At 64.8% G+C, this 17477-nt stretch carries 13 protein-coding genes; 9 read left to right on the plus strand and 4 right to left on the minus strand.

Features of this window, described 5'->3' with window-relative positions:
• Nucleotides 1–204: 204 nt before the first annotated feature.
• From Pka01_RS40775 to Pka01_RS15255, 4 genes are read left to right on the plus strand one after another with little or no spacing between them, the layout of a single operon-like run.
• Entirely contained in the window at nt 205–1476 is a 1272-nt protein-coding gene (locus tag Pka01_RS40775; protein ID WP_239115004.1) for a hypothetical protein, read from the plus strand.
• A complete protein-coding gene (locus Pka01_RS15245) occupies nt 1473–3188 on the plus strand; it encodes a conjugal transfer protein TrbL family protein (RefSeq protein ID WP_203883397.1) in 1716 nt (571 codons plus the stop codon). Before Pka01_RS40775 ends, Pka01_RS15245 begins: the two co-directional genes overlap by 4 nt.
• Entirely contained in the window at nt 3185–4123 is a 939-nt protein-coding gene (locus Pka01_RS15250; protein WP_203883398.1) for a PrgI family protein, read from the plus strand. The genes Pka01_RS15245 and Pka01_RS15250 overlap by 4 nt, the downstream gene beginning before the upstream one ends.
• Nucleotides 4120–5874, plus strand: coding sequence for a VirB4 family type IV secretion system protein (locus tag Pka01_RS15255; RefSeq protein WP_239115005.1), 1755 nt, complete (start codon nt 4120–4122; stop codon nt 5872–5874). Before Pka01_RS15250 ends, Pka01_RS15255 begins: the two co-directional genes overlap by 4 nt.
• On the opposite strand, the gene Pka01_RS15260 is transcribed toward Pka01_RS15255, so the two are convergent.
• Both Pka01_RS15260 and Pka01_RS15265 read right to left on the minus strand, forming a co-directional pair.
• A complete protein-coding gene (locus tag Pka01_RS15260; protein WP_203883399.1) occupies nt 5853–6485 on the minus strand; it encodes an HAD family hydrolase in 633 nt (210 codons plus the stop codon). The two genes, Pka01_RS15255 and Pka01_RS15260, sit on opposite strands and share 22 nt — an antisense overlap.
• Nucleotides 6486–6497: 12 nt before the next feature.
• Entirely contained in the window at nt 6498–7274 is a 777-nt protein-coding gene (locus Pka01_RS15265) for a class I SAM-dependent methyltransferase (protein ID WP_203883400.1), read from the minus strand.
• 65 nt (nt 7275–7339) lie between these two features.
• On the opposite strand from Pka01_RS15265, the gene Pka01_RS15270 reads away from it, so the two are divergent.
• The 4 genes from Pka01_RS15270 to Pka01_RS15285 all read left to right on the plus strand — a co-directional run bounded on the left by Pka01_RS15270 (nt 7340) and on the right by Pka01_RS15285 (nt 12369).
• Nucleotides 7340–9709, plus strand: a complete 2370-nt coding sequence (locus tag Pka01_RS15270; RefSeq protein WP_203883401.1) for a type IV secretory system conjugative DNA transfer family protein — start codon at nt 7340–7342, stop codon at nt 9707–9709.
• The gene (locus Pka01_RS15275) at nt 9706–10563 is read left to right on the plus strand and encodes a replication-relaxation family protein (protein ID WP_203883402.1); all 858 of its coding nucleotides are present in this window, start codon (nt 9706–9708) and stop codon (nt 10561–10563) included. The genes Pka01_RS15270 and Pka01_RS15275 overlap by 4 nt, the downstream gene beginning before the upstream one ends.
• On the plus strand, nt 10560–11840 hold the full coding sequence (locus Pka01_RS15280; RefSeq protein WP_203883403.1) for a C40 family peptidase: 1281 nt from the start codon (nt 10560–10562) through the stop codon (nt 11838–11840). Before Pka01_RS15275 ends, Pka01_RS15280 begins: the two co-directional genes overlap by 4 nt.
• 175 nt (nt 11841–12015) lie before the next feature.
• Entirely contained in the window at nt 12016–12369 is a 354-nt protein-coding gene (locus tag Pka01_RS15285; RefSeq protein WP_203883404.1) for a hypothetical protein, read from the plus strand.
• 185 nt (nt 12370–12554) lie between these two features.
• Here the strand turns inward: Pka01_RS15285 and Pka01_RS15290 are convergent, their stop codons facing one another.
• Nucleotides 12555–13046, minus strand: a complete 492-nt coding sequence (locus Pka01_RS15290; RefSeq protein ID WP_203883405.1) for a hypothetical protein — start codon at nt 13044–13046, stop codon at nt 12555–12557.
• Nucleotides 13047–13571: 525 nt separating this feature from the next.
• Here Pka01_RS15290 and Pka01_RS15295 point away from each other — a divergent pair.
• A complete protein-coding gene (locus Pka01_RS15295) occupies nt 13572–15674 on the plus strand; it encodes a pentapeptide repeat-containing protein (RefSeq protein ID WP_203883406.1) in 2103 nt (700 codons plus the stop codon).
• A gap of 686 nt (nt 15675–16360) precedes the next feature.
• Here the strand turns inward: Pka01_RS15295 and Pka01_RS15300 are convergent.
• Entirely contained in the window at nt 16361–17398 is a 1038-nt protein-coding gene (locus Pka01_RS15300) for a DUF932 domain-containing protein (protein ID WP_203883407.1), read from the minus strand.
• Nucleotides 17399–17477 lie beyond the last annotated feature (79 nt).

Here is a 17477-nt window from a genome sequence, read left to right on the forward strand (position 1 = left end):
GCAGCGCACTCAGAGTCACCTCAGAGGGCGTCAGAGGCCGACTCAGTGAATGACACTCAGAAGCCGCACGGCTGTCAGAAGTGCGCCAGGATCCGACGGCCTGAGAAATTCCTGGACAGCTCTCGTGGATTTCTTCTGAGCAGTTTCTGAGGCGATGAGTACACCGGGTCGAGACCACGAACTTCTCTCGCCCTGGAGCAGGAAATGAGCACGGACTACAACACGGAATCGCCTCTCGACACCGCAGAGACGTCGTTCCGATTGTTGACGGCCAATCCCCGCGGCCTGTCCCTGGACAGCGCCGCGCTCGCGCCCGATCTGCCCAGGGGTCCCATCGGACTCACGGAGTTGCGGCTGCTCCTCACCAGCCGGCACGTCACCGACGAGACACGGGATGCCGTCTGGCGGGAGCTCGTCATCCGCTCACGTGAGTCCGCCTCAACGTGGACTGTCGCCGCAGTCGGCATGGCAATCCCAGCGCTCCGCATGATCGCTGCATCGCTCACCCGCGATCTCCGTTACGGCGACCCCATTGATGTCGACACCGAAGTCCTCGCCGGCTACCTGCGTGCTCTCCAGCGTGTGGATCTCAACTCACCGGATGTCCGCCCCCGCCTGTGCGAGGCGGCTCGCCACGCGGGAGAGCGCGCCGTGAGGTACCTCGCCTCTCGAGCGGAGCGGCGGCAGCTGCCGAACGAATCGCCGCCTTCGCCACGGCCGTGGGCTCATTCCGACCTGGTCCTGATCGACGCGGTGGCCAAAGGCGTGCTCAGCGATCTGGACGCAGAACTGATCAGCTTGACGCGTCTGGAGGACGTACCTCTCCAGACGCCTGAATCGACTGCCGACCTCCCGCACACCAACGGCATCCCGCCGACCACAGATGGCCAGGAACAAGACGTCCGACTGGTGAGCCCCTCCTCAACCACTCCTTCCGCCGATTCGGAGGGAGAGGGACACATGGCTTCTGCGCGGCGCCAGGGAACAGCGGATGCGACAACGGCAACCGACCTGGGAGGAGGCAGGGGCGTTACCCGTGGCGTCGCGCGGATTTCCTCCCACCTCTGGCCTGGCATGCTCGGCTGCTTTCGCCTCGTCGTACGGCGGGCCGCAACGCCGCCGATTGGCCAACCTCACGCGTGGCGGGCTTCCGTCTGGGTCCTGTTCATGGCGGCAGGTGCCGTACTGATGACAGCCGCGGTAGCGACGAACGCCCTGGCCGCATCTGCCGCGGCTGCCGCTCCGACAGACCTGAACACGGTCTTCACCAACCTTCGGAACTGGCTGATCGGGCTGCTCGCAACGCTGGCAACGCTGATGCTCACCATCGGCGGGTTGCGCTACCTGGTGGCCGGCGGCGATCCAGGCGAGGTTCAGAAGGCCAAGGCGGCGTTCAAGGCCGCCGCCTTCGGTTACGCGCTCGCCGTGCTGGCGCCGCTCTTCGTGAGCGTGCTGAAGCGGGTCGTAGGCGGATGAGCGCCATGACCAGCGCCGCTAGATGGCATCGCCGCAGCAGAGCCAACGTCGGCAAACGAGACAAGGAGACTTCTGTCTCCCCTACCGCCTTCGCCGCCGCGTGGACGGGTGCACGGCTGGCCGTCACTGTTGCCGCTGCCATCGGCATCCTTGCCGCGATGGCAGCCTTCACCGCGGCCACGGCTGAGGCGGCCACCCCGACGCCCGTCCCTCCCGCACCTGGCATGGATGACGTTGTGCCATCGGAGGGCCCGGCGTTCGGCTTCGGGATCGGCGACTGGATCAGCGGTCAGATCAACTCCTGGTTCGCGAACCTGGTGGCGCTGGCGATCAAGCCGCTCCTGGACATGCTGGCGGCCACGCTGCTTGCGACTCCGGACGTCTCGGCAAGTGGCCGGGTGTTCGACCTGTGGAAGGCGAACGCCGCCATCGCCGACGCCGGCTTCGTCCTGCTGGCAACCATTGGCGCCATCGCCGCCATGGGCCACGAAACCGTGCAGACCCGCTACGCGGTCAAAGAAGTTCTGCCCCGCCTGTGCATCGCCGCCCTGGCAGCCAACTCCAGCTTCCTGATCTGCGGCAAGGTCATCGAATTGGCCAACGCCCTGTCAGCGACGCTGCTTGGGCAGGATTTCGACGGCACTCGTGCCGCCGTGACCCTCCGGACTTTGATCCTCGTGCCGGGCCAGCAGGAGATCTTCTACGTTCTTCTCGCGCTGGTCGCGGTCATCCTGCTCATCCTGCTGCTGATCACATTCGTCATGCGGTCCGCGCTGATCCTTCTACTGGTGGTCGCGGCGCCGCTCCCTCTGGCCTGTCTCGCTCTGCCGTACACCGACGGACTGGCCCGGTTCTGGTGGCGCGCCTTCTCCGGGCTTCTCGTCATCCAAGTCGCTCAGTCACTCACGCTGGTCCTGGCGATGCGGATCTTCTTCAATCAGGACGGCCGTCTGTTGCTCGGCATCGCGCCGACAGGACAACTCGTCAACCTGGTGCTCGCACTGTGCCTTTTGATCATCTTGATCCGCATTCCGACGTGGATCTCCCGCAGGATCTTCGCTCAGACCGCAGGCCGCGGCTCGGCGGTCGCCCGGATCGTCAAGTACGCGCTGGCGTACAAGCTCACCTCGCCGGTCCTGAACGCCCTCCACCTCGGGCGAGGTGGTCGCGGCGGTAGGGGTTCGGGTACCGAGAGGAGCACGGTGGCCTCCGGCATGGTGGGCCGAGCGTTGCCAGCGATCAGTGCAGGTCCTGCCGGTACGGCTGCCGCCGCCATGGCGACCAGCGCATCTGCGGCGCGGGGCGGCAGTGGCCCGGTGAAGCATGCGCCTGTCGTCGCCCGCAGGCCGGTCCGTGCGGAGGACTGGCAGCCGGGTCCGATCAAGCACGCCCCGTCCGCTCCGCCGGTGCAGGGCAAGTATCGACCCGCGCCCCAAGCTTCGGCCCCGGTTCCCCGGACCACACCGGTGTACGGCTATCCACGCGAGACCTACTACGCCAACGGCCCCGCCGGGCTCGCCCAGATGTACCAGCTCCGCGCCCAGAGCACGGCTTCTCCCCCGCCGCCGGCGCAACAACGTCCGGTCCGGCCGATCGTCCCGCCGAATGCTCCAACGCCGGGCAGCATCGACTGGCCTGAGAATCCCGGAGCCCGCCGTACCCCACCGGCGAAGCGGCACCGTGGCCGCCGGTCTGGCGGTGAGAGCCGATGAGCTGGGTCCAGCCGGTCCAGATCCCTGCCGACGTGGATCAGGAAGACAGGATCGTCGGGAGCTTCACCGCGCGGCAGGTCGCCATCGTCGGCGGCACCGGTGCTCTCCTCTACGTCGCTTATCTGGTCGTCGGCGACCGGGTGCCGCTCGTGGTCTGCGCAGTCGTGGCCGCACCCATAGCGGTTCTCGGCATTCTGCTGGCGATCGGACGCCGGGACGGCATCCCTCTGGACCGGTACTTGCTGGCCGCGATCCGCCATCGACGCTCGCCGAAGTTCCTGGTCTCCACACTGGGCAACGTCCCGCCGGCACCGGTGTGGATGGCCGTCCGCCCCGGCCCCCTCCCTGCTCCGCTCCGCCTCCCCGCTCGCGGCGTGGCCGGCGACGGCCTGATCGACCTCGGCCCGGACGGCGTCGCCGCCATCGCTGAAGTATCCACAGTCAGCTTCGCGCTCCGCACGCCTGATGAGCAGGACGCGCTGGTCGCGGTGTTCGGACGCTGGCTCAACTCGCTGTCCGGGCCCGCCCAGATCCTGGTCCGCGCCGAACGCATGGACCTGACCGGCACCATCACGAACCTGCACGAGAACGCCGGCCTGCTTCCTCATCCGGCGCTGACCTCCGCCGCGCACGAGCACGCGGCTTTCCTCGCGGGTATCTCCGCTCGTCACGACCTGCTCCGTCGCCAGGTCCTTCTCGTCATCCGTGAGCCGGCCGTGGGAAACAACGGGCGCGAGTCTGCGGCTGCTCGTGCGCTCAGGCGCCTGGATGAGGCCTCCCGGCTGCTGTCGGCCTGCGGGCTGACCGTACGGCTCCTCGATTGCCCGGCCACGAGCGCCCTGCTGGCCTCCTGTTTCGACCCGACCGCCCCACCGATCCATGACGGCGAGTTCGCCGCACCGGGCGAGACAGTGACGAGGGGAGAACGCTGGTGAGGCTTTCCCTGCGCAGGCGCACGGCTCCCGCCCACACCGGATTCGGGCCGGATGCGGTCCAGGTCCGACCACGGGACCTGCGGATCGGTGACGGCCTGTGCGCCACGCTCGCCATCAGCGGCTACCCGCGGGACGTCACCCCCGGGTGGCTCGAACCACTGCTCACCTACCCTGGCCGCCTGGACGTGTCGCTCCACATCGATCCCGTCCCGTCGCTCGTTGCCTCCGATCGGCTGCGCAAGCAGCTCGCCCGCCTGGAGTCCGGACTGCGGAGCGACCAGCAACACGGCCGTCTGCTGGATCCCGGCGCGGAGGCCGCCGCCGAAGACGCCCAGGAGCTGGCTTCCCGGATCGCGCGAGGGCAGGCCAAGCTCTTCCGCGCCTCGATCTACCTCACAGTGCACGCGACCACCCAGGAAGAGCTGAACGACGCGTGCGCCCAAGTCCGAGCCCTCGCCGCGTCGCTCCTCCTGGACGCACGCCAGGTCGCCTTCCGCCAACTCCAGGGCTGGATCTCCTCACTCCCGCTGGCCTTCGACAACCTGGCCATGAGCCGTACCTTCGACACCCCGGCACTCGCGGCCGCCTTTCCGTTCACGAGCCCGGACCTGACCGCCGAGCTCGGGCCGACCACTGTCCTGTACGGCGCGAACGCCGCCAGCGCTTCGCTGGTCGCCTGGGACAGGTTCGCCCAGCCGAACCACAACTCGACGATCATCGCCAGCAGCGGTGCCGGGAAGTCGTACCTCGCCAAGCTGGAAGCCCTGCGCTCGCTGTACACCGGCGTCGAAGTCGCGGTCATCGACCCCGAGGACGAATACGCCCGGCTGTGCTCCGCAGTCGGCGGCGCCTACCTCCACCTGGGCGCACCCGAGGTCCGGCTCAATCCCTTCGACCTGCCCTACGGCAGCCGACGCGACGGCGACCCACTCACCCGCCGGTCGCTGTTCCTGCACACGCTGGTCGCGGTGATGCTCGGCGGTCCGCTGGACCAAACCAGCAAGGCCGCGCTCGACCGGGCCATCATCGCCACCTACAAACAAGCGGGCATCACCTTCGACCAGCGCACCTGGAACCGGCCCCCACCCCTGATGCGCGATCTGGTGACCGCGCTTACCGATGACGCCGACCCCAGAGCCGGGGAGGTGGCGGCCGGGCTCGCGCCGTACGTGACCGGTAGTCACCGCCAGCTCTTCGACGGCCACACCACGACCCGGCCGGACTCCCATCTGATCGTCTTCTCGCTTCGCGACCTGCCCGAGGAGCTGAAGGCCCTGGGCACGTTGCTGACGCTGGATGCGGTCTGGCGGCGGGTCTCCGATCCGCACAACCGGCGCCCCCGGCTGGTCGTGGTCGACGAAGCGTGGCTGCTCATGAAGGACCCCGAGGGCGCGAAGTTCCTTCTCCGCATGGCGAAGGCGGCCAGAAAGCACTGGGCCGGCCTTTCCGTGATCACTCAGGACGCCGCCGACCTGCTCGGCTCAGACATCGGCCAGGCGATCATCGCCAACTCCACCACGCAGATCCTCTTGCGGCAGGCACCGCAGGCCATCGACGCGGTGGCCGACGCATTCCGCCTCTCCGATGGCGAACGTCAACTCTTGCTCTCCGCAGACCGTGGCTTCGGCCTCTTGGCCGCCGACTCCGGCGCCGCCCGGGTGGCCTTCCAAGTCTTGGCCAGCGAGCAAGAACACCGCTTGGTCACCTCATCGCCCCAGGAACTCGCGGCCTACGAGGAGGACGAGCTGTGATCGTCATCAAGCAGCGCCATCAGCGCCCTTCCGAGGTCCCGTGGCTCACGGTAGAGGACGCCAGCCATGCCGAGTGCTTCAGCGGCCTGGACGTTACTCGGGTGATCGTCGATGAACAGGCATCGGTCGATCTCGGCTCCCACCTGTTCGGCTGCGATCTCGAAGATCCGGCGGTCTGGCTTTGCCCCTCCGAGCGCGGAGCTGTTGACGATCGCATCGAAGGCGTTCAGCAGCCCAGCTCTGGCCAGGTCTCGCTCAAGACGCGTGGTCGCGTTGGTGACCAGTGCCACAGGGACATGCCGCCGCGCCTCGGTCAGCAACTCCAACACCGGCGCGTCGACCCAGTACGGCGCGGCGACGAATGTCTGAACCAACGCAGTGGCGCTTTCAGCCGAACCGCAGAGGACGGTCAGCCGCTCGGCTATGACCTCCTGCCACTGGTCGTCCGTGATCTCGCCGGTCACCGCCCGGTTCATCAACTCCGGCTCGAACGCCACGGCTCGAACGGTTCCCCGCTCCAGGCCGAAGTCGCCCTCCGAGGCCAGACCATCCGGATCGTAGATCCGCAACACACCGTCCAGGTCGCACAGCACCGCGTCGTACGGCTTCACATCGCCTCCGGATCAGAGCTTGCGGGCGTAAATGTAGATGACCGGAAGGTCGAACGTCCCTGGCTTGCCGAGCACGTCGCCGAAACGAGCGACGTAGCTGAACTCGAAAGCGGCCAACTCCTCCGAGGTGAGCGACGTGACTTCCGGATAGTGCGGGCTCACCGCGTGGCTCCGCCACAGATCTCGCGCGCTCTTCGGCGGGAGGCCGATCACGTCCGGCACCGCCCGCTCGAACGCGAACCCGGCTCTGCTCACCACCTCGCGGCTGCGCACCTCACTGCCGACCTCCGACATCGGATCGCTGAGCGCGAGACCGAAGTCTGCGGCGCATTCACGGAACAGCCGGGCCGCGACTGGAAAGCCCGCCCGCATCGCGGAGAAGCCGACCAGGCCGCCCGGCTTCAGCGCCCGGTGCCATGCGGCAAGTGCCCGATCAGCTTGCAGATAAAGCATCCCGGCGCAGCACAACACGGCATCGAACGACTCGGTCTCGAACTCGTCCAACGCCGTCACATCCGCCTTCAGGTAGGCGACGTTGGCCAGCTCAGACTCGGCGAGCAGTCGCTCGGCCTCCTCGAGCATCCCTGCCGAGATGTCGACTCCGACGACCTGGCCCGAGGTGCCGACCACTCTGGCCGCTGCCAACGCGGCGAGCCCGGTGCCCGTGGCCGCGTCCAGCACGCGCATGCCAGAGCTGAGGTTCGCGAGCTCTACGAACCGCTCGGCATAGCCAATGTGCCAATCCAAGTGTCCGTAGCCACTGGCTCGCCCATCGAAATACGTCTCCATGTCTCCGTGATCCATCACGCCATCATCGCGGGCTCTGCTGAGCGTCCCGCAAGAGAGGTCCAGCCGTGATCAAAGACCTACTCAACGACCCGGCCGCCGTCCTGGATCTTGCCCTGTCCTGGTTGACCGCGCACGCCCTGCAACTCGCCATCGTGGTGCCGACCGCCGTGGTCGTGACCGAGGCGCTTGAGTCGTTGTTCCTACGGCTCCGCCACCGCGCTCTGGCCACGGACGCACGGTGCGTGGAAATCCTTGCCCCTCCGGTCGCGGACCTGCCGGGCGCCGAGGCGCTGTGGGGCAACCTGGTCGGGCTGCTTCGCCCGGCGTGGAAACGCGCCCTGTTCGGCCAGCCGCACCTGGCCTTCGAGTACGTCTTCGGTGTCGGCGGCATACGCATCAGGCTGTGGGTCCCCGGAACCGTTCCCCAGCATCTGGTAGAGCATGCGATCGAGGCCGCATGGCCGTCGGCGCGCACCGCCATAGTGGAAGCGGCCCCGCCGGTTCCACTCACCGGGCAGGCGACCGGCGGACAGTTCACGATCGCCCGCAACGAGCGGCTACCGATCCGGGACAACCATGACCGTGACCCGCTCCGTGCCCTGGTCGGTGCCGGAGTGGGCATGCCCACCTGGCAACACGCCGCCGTGCAGATCCTCGCCCGCCCCGCCACCGGCGGCCGTCTCGCGCACGGAGCCGCCAGCGGCCCGGCCGCGCTGGTGCGGGCTGTCCTCGACTTCGTCACGCCCAGCCCGATGTACTCGCGGCTCCACCCGGGTCACCTCAGCTCACGGGATCATGCCGCCCGCCTGGAAGAGTCGGCCGAGGCCCGTGCCATCCGCGACAAAGCCCAGCGACCTCGATACGAGGTCGCGGTGCGCTACGCCGTACAGGCCGATGACGGCGGTGTTCGAGACGCCCGACGTAACGCCGTCCGAGGACGAGCACACGCGATCGCTTCCGCGTTCGCCCTGTTCTCCAGGCACAACCGGCTCGAACGGCACCGTCTGCCCATGCCCGCGTGGCAACTGGCATCCCGGCGGTTCGGGCGCGGGTTTCTGTTGTCGATCCCAGAATTGTCCGCGCTCGCCCATCTGCCGCTGGACGTCGCGGTACCTGGACTTCAGCGGGCCGGCGCTAACACGGTGGCGCCCTCGCCGCTGATCGCTCACCGCGGGAAGGTGCTCGGTTTCTCCGACGCGGGACACGATCGGCCCGTCGCGCTGCAGGTGGCCGATTCCTGCCACCACGTCCATGTCCTCGGGCCGAACGGCACCGGAAAATCCACCCTGCTGGCTCAGATGATCCTCTCCGACATCGAGGCCGGCCGCGGAGTCGCCGTCATCGAGGCCAAGGGCGACCTGATCACCGACCTCCTCGGCCTCATCCCCGAAGAAGCCGGACACCGCGTCGTTCTCATCGATCCGGACGACCGCCACTCAAGGCCCGCACTCAACGTACTGAGCGGCTCCGACCGCGAAACTCGCGTCGACAACCTCGTCGGCATCTTTCACAAGATCTACACCGACTCCTGGGGCCCTCGAACCGATGACATATTGCGCGGCTGCGCGCTCACGTTGGCGCATACCGGCGGCACGCTCGCCGACATCCCGGCCTTGCTCACCGACCCGGCTTACCGGCGACAGCTCGTCGACCAACTGACTGACAGCTTCCTGCTGGGCTTCTGGAACTGGTACGAGCACCTGTCGGAACAGGCCCAGGCCCATGTCACCGCGCCCATCATGAACAAGCTGCGCGCATTCATGCTCCGCCCGTTCGTCCGCGACATCCTCGGCTCGCAGCAGTCGACCTTCGATGTCGGCGACGTCCTGGACGGCGGGATCCTGCTCGCTCGTCTGCCCAAGGGTGTGCTCGGCGACGACACCGCCCGCCTGCTGGGCTCCCTCCTCCTGGCGCAGGTCTGGCAGGCCGCTTCCCACCGGGCCAGACTCGGCCGTACCCGGGCGCCGGCAGCGCTCTACGTGGACGAGACGCAGAACTTCCTCAACCTGCCGCACGCGCTGTCCGACATGCTCGCCGAGGCTCGCGCCTACCGGCTGTCGATGGTCCTCGCCCACCAGCACCTGGCCCAACTCCCTCGCGACCTCCGCCAGGCGATCAGCTCGGACGCTCGCAACAAGGTCTATTTCTCGCTCTCGCCTGAAGACGCCCACGAGGCCGAGCACCACTTCAGCCCGCACCTGACGCGGCATGACCTGGCCAACCTCGACGCCTTCCAGGCCGCCGCCCGGCTGATCGTCCGGTCCGCCGAAGCGCCGCCCTTCACCCTGCGCACCCGGCCACTGCCTCCGCCGGACGAGGACCTCTCACGACGGATCCGCTTTGCCGCCTCCCAAGCGCACGGCCGTACGCCCGTCCATCCCGAAGCCCTGCCGCAGGACGACCCGCGGCAGCAACCCCGGAAAGGGGAATCATGAACGAGCACTACACGCCCGGTGTCCTGGCCTCACTCGCCACCCGGCTGACCGACCGTGACCGCGGTCTGCTCCGCCTGGTCTGGACGCACAAGGTCCTGACCTGCCATCAGATCGCCCAGATCGGCTTCAACGGCCCGATCACCGCTCGGCACCGGCTGGTCAGGCTGCATCGCCTCGGCGTCCTGGATCGCTTTCGCCCCAAACCGCCAACCGGATCGGCGCCCTGGCACTACGTGCTCGGCGAGTCGGGCGCGGCCGTGCTGGCTGCCGAGGGCGGCGTCGATCTGGCCGCCTTCGGCTACCGCCGTGACCGTGCCCTGTCTATCGCCTTCAGCCAGCGTCTCGCGCACACCGTGGGAGCCAATGATGTCTTCGCCCGGCTGTACGGCACCGCACGTCAGACGGCCGGCTGCCGCCTGGACACGTGGTGGACCGAGGCGCGCTGCGCAGCCCAATGGGGCAAGCACGTGCGCCCCGACGCTTACGGCAGATGGACAGAAAACGGCCTCACGCTGGACTTCTTCCTCGAATACGACACCGGGACCGAGACCTTTGACCGAGTCCTCGCCAAGCTCTCCGGATACGCCGCTCTCACTGCGGCCACAGGCATCGCGACCCCTGTCCTGTTCTTGACGACCTCAGCACGCAGAGAGCTCAGCCTGCACAACCGGCTTCAACTCCGCGCAGCCCAGCTGTCCGTGCCCTCCGCCACCGCCGTCGCCGGGCTTGAGGGGCCCGAGAGCGCGATTTGGCTGCCGCACAATCGCCAGGACGTACGGCGCCGCCTCGTTGAACTCGCGAACCATTGGCCGCAACCCGGCTCCGCCACAGGAGCGGAGGGGGGCGGCCAGTGATCGTCGAAACCAGTCTTGCGAAGCTCCTGGCAGCGGGCGGGGGCCTGATCTCCAGCGTCGTACTGATCGCCGGACTGAGCGGAGGAGCGAAATATGCCGCCGCATCCACCGACGCCGCCGCCCTCTCCAGAGCCGTGTGCTCGTACGGCTCCCATGAAGGGTCCGGCACAGAGCGACCGTTGGCATTCGGCCTCACCACCGAGCAGCTCGCCAACGCCCAGACCATCGTCGACGAGGCCACCTCGCGCGGGCTGCCCAGACGGGCAGTTGAAATCGCGCTCGCGACCGCACTGCAGGAAAGCCACCTCGACAACTCCGCCGTAGGCGACCACGGCAAAGCCTTCGGCATGTTCCAGCAGCACCCGGACAGCGGCTGGGGCACTCGCTCGCAGGTCACAACGCCCGGCTACGCGGCTCGCGCCTTCTACGAACGCCTGGTCAAGGTACGCGGCTGGGAGGCAATGCCATTGACGAAGGCGGCGGCGATCGTCCAACGGCCAAAGGAAGACCTTCGCCGCGAATACGCAAAGCACAAGCCCCTGGCCCAGAAGCTCGCGGCCGCCCTCTCGAAACCTGCCACAGCTAAGGCCCCTGCCACCGGGTTCAGGAACGTCGGTCTGTCACCTGCCCAACAGGAGGAAGCACGTATCAGCATCAAAGCTGCCGCGGGCCTCGGCATCCCCCGACAGGCGGTGGTCGCTGATGTCATCTCCGTACTGGCTAATCAGATGCCTGGAGTCGATCCCGCAGAGATCAAGAGACGTGCCGAGCATGCCGTCATCACGATCGCGGGGCAACTGTGCGCCGATCTCTCGGTCGCGCTCAACGGCATCTCAGGCGACGTGCTGGCCGGGACAAGTCGTGGGGCAATAGCCGTACAGGCCGCCCTCCGGATGCGCGGCATTCCCTACTCCTGGGGCGGCGGCGGCCCGAGCGGCCCGAGCTACGGCATCGGACGCGGCGCCCGCACCAGCGGGTTCGACTGCTCAGGACTGACCGAATACGCCTGGGCCAAAGCCGGCGCGCGAATCGGCGGGGACACATCCGCCCAATGGAACGCCGGAGCTCATATCCCAAGGAAAGCGATCCAGCCCGGCGACCTGATCTTCTTCGCCTACAACCCGAGCAACCCCGCGACGATCCACCACGTCGGCATCGCGATCGACTCCACCCGCATGGTCCACGCGCCGTTCACCGGCAGCACGGTACGTGTCCAAACGTGGGCCGGCATTCCTGAACGAGAAGGCGCGTTCATCGGCGTCGTCCGGCCCCCATGAGGCCAGTCCGCAGCTTCGCGTGATCAGTACCGAACTTAAGAAGCTGACGCCTCTCTACGCCCGCGTGCGCTTACGCAGCGCACTCGATCCCTCCCGCCACGTGGTCGACATCAGGCCCTGGCGACCGCCGCCTCACCAAGATCATTCGCCTCCGCCATAGGAACGGAAGTTATTGATGCGGAAATCCGTCATCGTTCTCACCACGCTGGCATTTAACGTCGCGATGACCTCAACCGCCAACGTTGGCGATGTCGGCTGGCACGACTCCGACAGCCGCTACGGCTCCGTCTCCATCGACTCAGACCGCAAGCACATCACCGTCTGCGACACAGGCGCCGACGCCACCGAGGTATGGGCCGAGTACGCCACGTCCTACCTCTTCACGCACACCGTGAAAGATGAGAAGGGCGGCGACCTTCCCTGCGAGAAAGACAGCGTCTTCCTCGGTCACATCACGGTCTTCAAGCTCTGCTTCCGACACAACAAGGTGGCTGCGCAGTGCAACTCGCCCATCTGGATCAAACAGTGAGCATTCAGCTTGCCTACGGTCCTCCGCAGTTCGTGAGTACGTGTGGGCCGCGCCGCGCTCGCAGACGTCCTGCCAGCGGCGGCTAGGCACAGGCCGTAAGCTCGTAGTGACCGATCTCAGCCTTTCTTTTGTCAGAGAGTTGGAGTTGGTCAGAGGGCCGGTTCTTCGGAGTCGGCCCTCACTCTTTAGTGCCGGGTTTCACCCAGGAACTCCTGGAGCAAGGCGAATCCCGGCATCGTCTCTCGCGGACGGATCCCCACCTCAAAGATCTCCGGTTCCTCGAAGACGGGCTCCCCGTTGGGACGGCGGGCGTACGCGACCCGGCCGTAGTCCACACCGTCCTCTCCATCGAAGCTCATCCACGTGATGGCTTCCTGCTCTCCTTCGCGGAGCGGATGGTTCGACACGGCTCGTACGGAGATCGCGGTCGGAGGCTCAAATATCCACACCTGTGGAACGGCCAGCACCCAGCGAGTAGCGCCGATCTCTCGCGCCTTCCCCGCCGCCCTCGACTCGAACGCCATCGCAGTGGCGCTATCACGCAGGTAGTCATAATCGCTCAGCACCAGCTTGCGATCGCCCGCGATCGCAACAATCGCTGGGCATTCCCGGGCCACGATGTTCTTCTCCAGGCGCCGCACCACATCGAAGAGCAGAGCCACCGTCCCGGCGTTCATCTCGCCCTCCCCTTTGCTGCCGCGCGCCCGTCGAAGCGCGATGCTTAGGCGGTGAACGCTAGCGGGTCTACGAGCCGACGAGCGGCGAGATTCGCGACCGTAGCGGCAGTGTCCGACCGATCCTGGCACGTACGCGCCTTCAATGGTTAGGCTCGTACGGTGAGCGCCGGGAGAACCTTACCGATTGGCGCGCATCAGTTCGGCCGGGCGAGCGAGAGTGCGATTCGACAATTATGGGCGCCTTCCTGCACTCAGTCCCATAATGTCCGTTTCCGCAACTCCGAGGCGGCCTGAACGCCATGACATGAGGCTTGGCGGATAAAAGTGAAAAGCGTATAATCACGGGCGCATTGTGGTGCGAGTCAGTCAAGCGAGACTGTGACGCCTTGCCGAAGCATGCGATTCAATGCGACCGGCCCGTATTCACTCCCCCGGGAAGGCATTGCAGCTCAAATGAGTGAATCCACTCGACCATCCGCGCCTCTCAACTCCTCTCGCCATGTACTTTGGATCACACTGGGCACTATGACTGCTTTATCCATTCCATTTGCAATAGTGGTTGCACTAAGCGGTAATCCCCTTGAACGCATTCGCCTTGGTGCCGAGATAATCCTTGCCTTAAGCGTGCCCGTTGGCGCTGGAATTGGGATCTACGGTTTGTTGATCTTCGCCCGAAGGCAACGAACTCTGGAAACTGAGGTAAAACTCGCAAGAATTGATGCCGACGAACGTCACGTAACTCAGCAATACACTACCGCGATTGAACAAATTAGCAATGACAGGCCGGCGATTCGACTTGCTGGCATGTACGCACTTGAACGACTCGCACAAAATCATCCACCCATGCGGCAGACAATAGTAGATATCATATGTGCATACCTTAGAATGCCCGACAGAGCGGACGACCTACGCGAGAGTTCTCCCGGCCCTGATATTACCCGGCACAACGAGCTAGCGGTCCGGCTGGCGGCGCAACAAATTGTCGCGACACATTTGAGGGTCCACAGTGACTCATCGGAGGCATTCTGGCCCGATATCAGCCTCGACTTGTCTGGTGCTTCTCTATACGAATTCGATCTTTCAGCATGCAATCTTGGATCAGCCGTCTTCACAGATGCATCGTTCATTGGGCGAACTTCATTTGAGGGAGCGCAGCTATCCGGGCGCCTATTTCTTAAGAATGTGAACTTTGCCGGAGAGGTAACGTTCGAAAGCGTAAACGTAGCCGCGGCCGCCTCATTCACAGGTGCCAACTTCGCCCTTCCTGCGACTATTCGAAGCGCGAATTTTGAGGGATCCTGCAGTTTCGACGGAGCCAATTTTGCGCGCAATGCCGAATTTGCCGAGACCGCATTTAATGGCCCGACATTATTTCATGATGCCAACTTTGCCTGGGATGCATCGTTTACAACCTGCACTTTCGGCGACAGCACCCAATTTAATGGAAGCGTCTTCAATCGCGATGCGGACTTTAGTGGTGCACGGTTCATTGGAGATGTTTCCTTTGATGGGTGCATATTTAAGGCTAAGTTGAGCCTGACTTCATCTATTTTCGCCGAAAATATATATGAATCGGCTTCGCCAGAAAATGAAGAAGTCATTCCAGAACGGCTCGTCGAGGCAGGTCAGAGCCTCATGCGGACATACTCCAATACCGGCCTTCAACCAGATCTCGATCAGGCAATCCTGGTCTTGTTGCAGGCTGTCGACACGACAGTACCGGAGTCGCCAGAGCACGCAAGCGCACTTGCCGACCTAGGAACCGCGCTACACGCACGGTACGAATATTCCGGTAACTCTAACGATCTCGAATTGGCGATTGAGGCGTTGCAGCTGGGCATTGGGTTGGCAGCATCGGATTCGCCAGAGCGCGCCAACAGACTCTCCAACCTGGGAATCGCCCTGCGTGCCCGCTTCGAGCTTTTGGCCGACTTCAATGATCTTAGTCGCGCGATTGAGGTATTGAAGCAGGCTGCAGAGCTGACGCCATCGGATTCGCCAGAACGCGCCAACAGACTCTCCAACCTGGGAATCGCGTTGCGCGCCCTGTTCGAAAATTCGGGCAATGCTCAAGACTTGAGAAGGGCTGTCGACCACCTTCGTGAATCGATCTCACTAACTGACCCTGATTCTTACGCACTTCCGCAGCGGCTATCGAATCTCGCATTGATCTTAATGCGGTTATATGAATCGTCTGGCGATGAGGTTGTTCTAGACGAAGCAGTTGAACTGCTTCGTCAATCCGTGGCACTTACTTCTCGTGGAATGACCTCGAATCCCGCTTTTGTTTCTAATCTCGCGATCGCCTTGCACGCACGATACACGTCACATGGAAACCTTGCCGACCTGGACGAGGCTATTGTGGCAATGCGAAGTGTAGTATCAGGACTAGATCCAGGTGACAGGCTTCGCTCGGCATACCTGTCGAACCTGGCTGGCCTCCTCCAAGACCGCGCAAATGTGCTCGGCGACCAACTCGCTATGGATGAGATAGCGGAGGCTATCACTCTCTATCGAGTAGCAATTTCTTCGGCTGATCCGAATGATCGCTCCATCGCATCGTATCGAGAATCTCTCGCTTCCTTGTTGGAAAGGCAGCGTAATCTCGGCATTGGTATTGATCAATGACCGGCGATGCTCGTCGGTGGTTGCCACTACGAGAGTATCCGCTGTTCGTGGGCATGCTAACCGCCACTCTAGCTTCTGGGGCTGGAGTGGCGGTTAACATCGCAACGGAAATGGTCGGGAACCCAATTGCCTGGTTAGCTGTTGCGGTGCTGACCATGGCGAGCGGCGGAACCGCAACTTGGGTTAGCAAGGATCGTTTAGACAGATCCTCGCAGATAATCGAAGAGACGTTAAACGAGGAGATACCAAAGCGGCTGCGTAGTGAGAGGAGATCTACGTCCCGACGTGTTTCCAAGGGAGTTGTGAAGAGGACCGTCACTGAGATTCGGCCTGACGGAACACGTCTGCAGACGATCGAATTCTTTAGCGAAGAGCTCGCCCGTGAGGACAATGGTCCGACTTTCAAATAGGCGTAATACAGGATTGTGGCACTCATGCCTCGACGCGTCGGCCATCAGAGATCCCGCCTCTTCTCCTCCACCGTCGCACGTTCATATGGGATTCCCGACACCTTCGCACGCCCGACCATCAAAGCGGGGCATCCGGCGCTCACCTGGTGCCGAACGCCCGCGTTTCGCAGGCCCGATATCCGCCGCGGCCATAGCTCCGACAATCACCATCCAGTCAGTCCCCTTCAACGTCCTGACTCGTCATCAATCGGCTCCCACAACGTGGAAGGCTGCGTTTCACCTCAAAGGTCGGGCCACCGCGACATCGAGGGACCAGCCCAGCACTTTCGAGAGGCAGGACAGGGTGCCCTGGTCGAGCTCATCAACGCCGCCGGTCACCGCGCGGAGCATGTTGCGCTCGGCTCTCTCGGCGCCGCGGACACTCTGCTCGTGATGAGTGAAGGTGTTCACCGCCTGGACCACGCCCCAGGCCGTGCCACGCCAGGGAGCGACTCGCAGGTCATGGTTCCAGAGCTTGGCCAGAGCGTCGCGCTTGTTCTCCGCCAGCGTTCGGCTGCGGCCCCGGCGATCCGGCTTCGGCGTGTGGGCGTCCAGGAACCGCTGCCACTGCCGGTCGGTGACCTCGACTCGGCACAGGTCACGCACCGCCGCCGAGAACTCGTCGGCGAGGGCGTACACGATGTTGAGCGCATCGCGGGCCTCGGCCAGCCGGAACTTCGAGTGACGTGAGTGTTTGATCTTGACCTGTTGTCCGCGTTCTGCGAGCCCGGCGGCCATGGTGTTGTCGCACACGATGTTGGTCACGGCCCGTTTGAAGGTCGTGGCCAGCGATCCATCGAAGGACGTCGCGCCGAAAAGGTGGGGCCGGAACTCGACACCTTCGGGCGTGACGATGTTCTCCGGGACTTCCACCGATACCCAGGCGACCGCGCCGCTCTTCAGCAGGCCGGCCGACCCGATGGACAGATCGGCGGCCAGGAGCCGGGACACGGTGTTGATCAGCCATTCGACGTAGGGATGTGGCTCGTAGCCGTCGGAGAAGATGCCCATGACGTATCCGGTGTCGCTGCGCAGGATCGCCTGCCGTCCGGGCGCCTGAGCCAGCCCGCTTCTGGGATCTTCCACGTAGACCGGGCTGGATATAGCTTCCCAGCCGAACAGCCGCCGCTTGACGTCGTCCACCGGGATCTGCCCGGGATAGTGGTTCGGCTCCTCGCCCTGCATGCTGGCGCGATAGTGCCAGGCCGTGCTCCGTTTCTCGGTGAAGCCGATCAACGTGTTGGCGTTCAGCCACTCCAGCGACTCCTTCGACATGTCCTTCTCCATTCGGTGGAAATGAGAAAGGCACCGGCCGGAGCCAGTGCCATCAGGTGTCATGATCAGAGCTCGGCTT

It is taken from the genome of Planotetraspora kaengkrachanensis (genome assembly GCF_016862895.1).
Taxonomy (GTDB): domain Bacteria; phylum Actinomycetota; class Actinomycetes; order Streptosporangiales; family Streptosporangiaceae; genus Planotetraspora; species Planotetraspora kaengkrachanensis.

Coding starts and splice junctions, on each gene's coding strand:
- Pka01_RS15265 (WP_203883400.1), bottom strand. CDS start 7,274: ATGGAGACGTATTTCGATGGGCGAGCCAGTGGCTACGGACACTTGGAT.
- Pka01_RS15285 (WP_203883404.1), top strand. CDS start 12,016: ATGCGGAAATCCGTCATCGTTCTCACCACGCTGGCATTTAACGTCGCG.
- Pka01_RS15300 (WP_203883407.1), bottom strand. CDS start 17,398: ATGTCGAAGGAGTCGCTGGAGTGGCTGAACGCCAACACGTTGATCGGC.
- Pka01_RS40775 (WP_239115004.1), top strand. CDS start 205: ATGAGCACGGACTACAACACGGAATCGCCTCTCGACACCGCAGAGACG.
- Pka01_RS15250 (WP_203883398.1), top strand. CDS start 3,185: ATGAGCTGGGTCCAGCCGGTCCAGATCCCTGCCGACGTGGATCAGGAA.
- Pka01_RS15295 (WP_203883406.1), top strand. CDS start 13,572: ATGACTGCTTTATCCATTCCATTTGCAATAGTGGTTGCACTAAGCGGT.
- Pka01_RS15245 (WP_203883397.1), top strand. CDS start 1,473: ATGAGCGCCATGACCAGCGCCGCTAGATGGCATCGCCGCAGCAGAGCC.
- Pka01_RS15275 (WP_203883402.1), top strand. CDS start 9,706: ATGAACGAGCACTACACGCCCGGTGTCCTGGCCTCACTCGCCACCCGG.
- Pka01_RS15290 (WP_203883405.1), bottom strand. CDS start 13,046: ATGAACGCCGGGACGGTGGCTCTGCTCTTCGATGTGGTGCGGCGCCTG.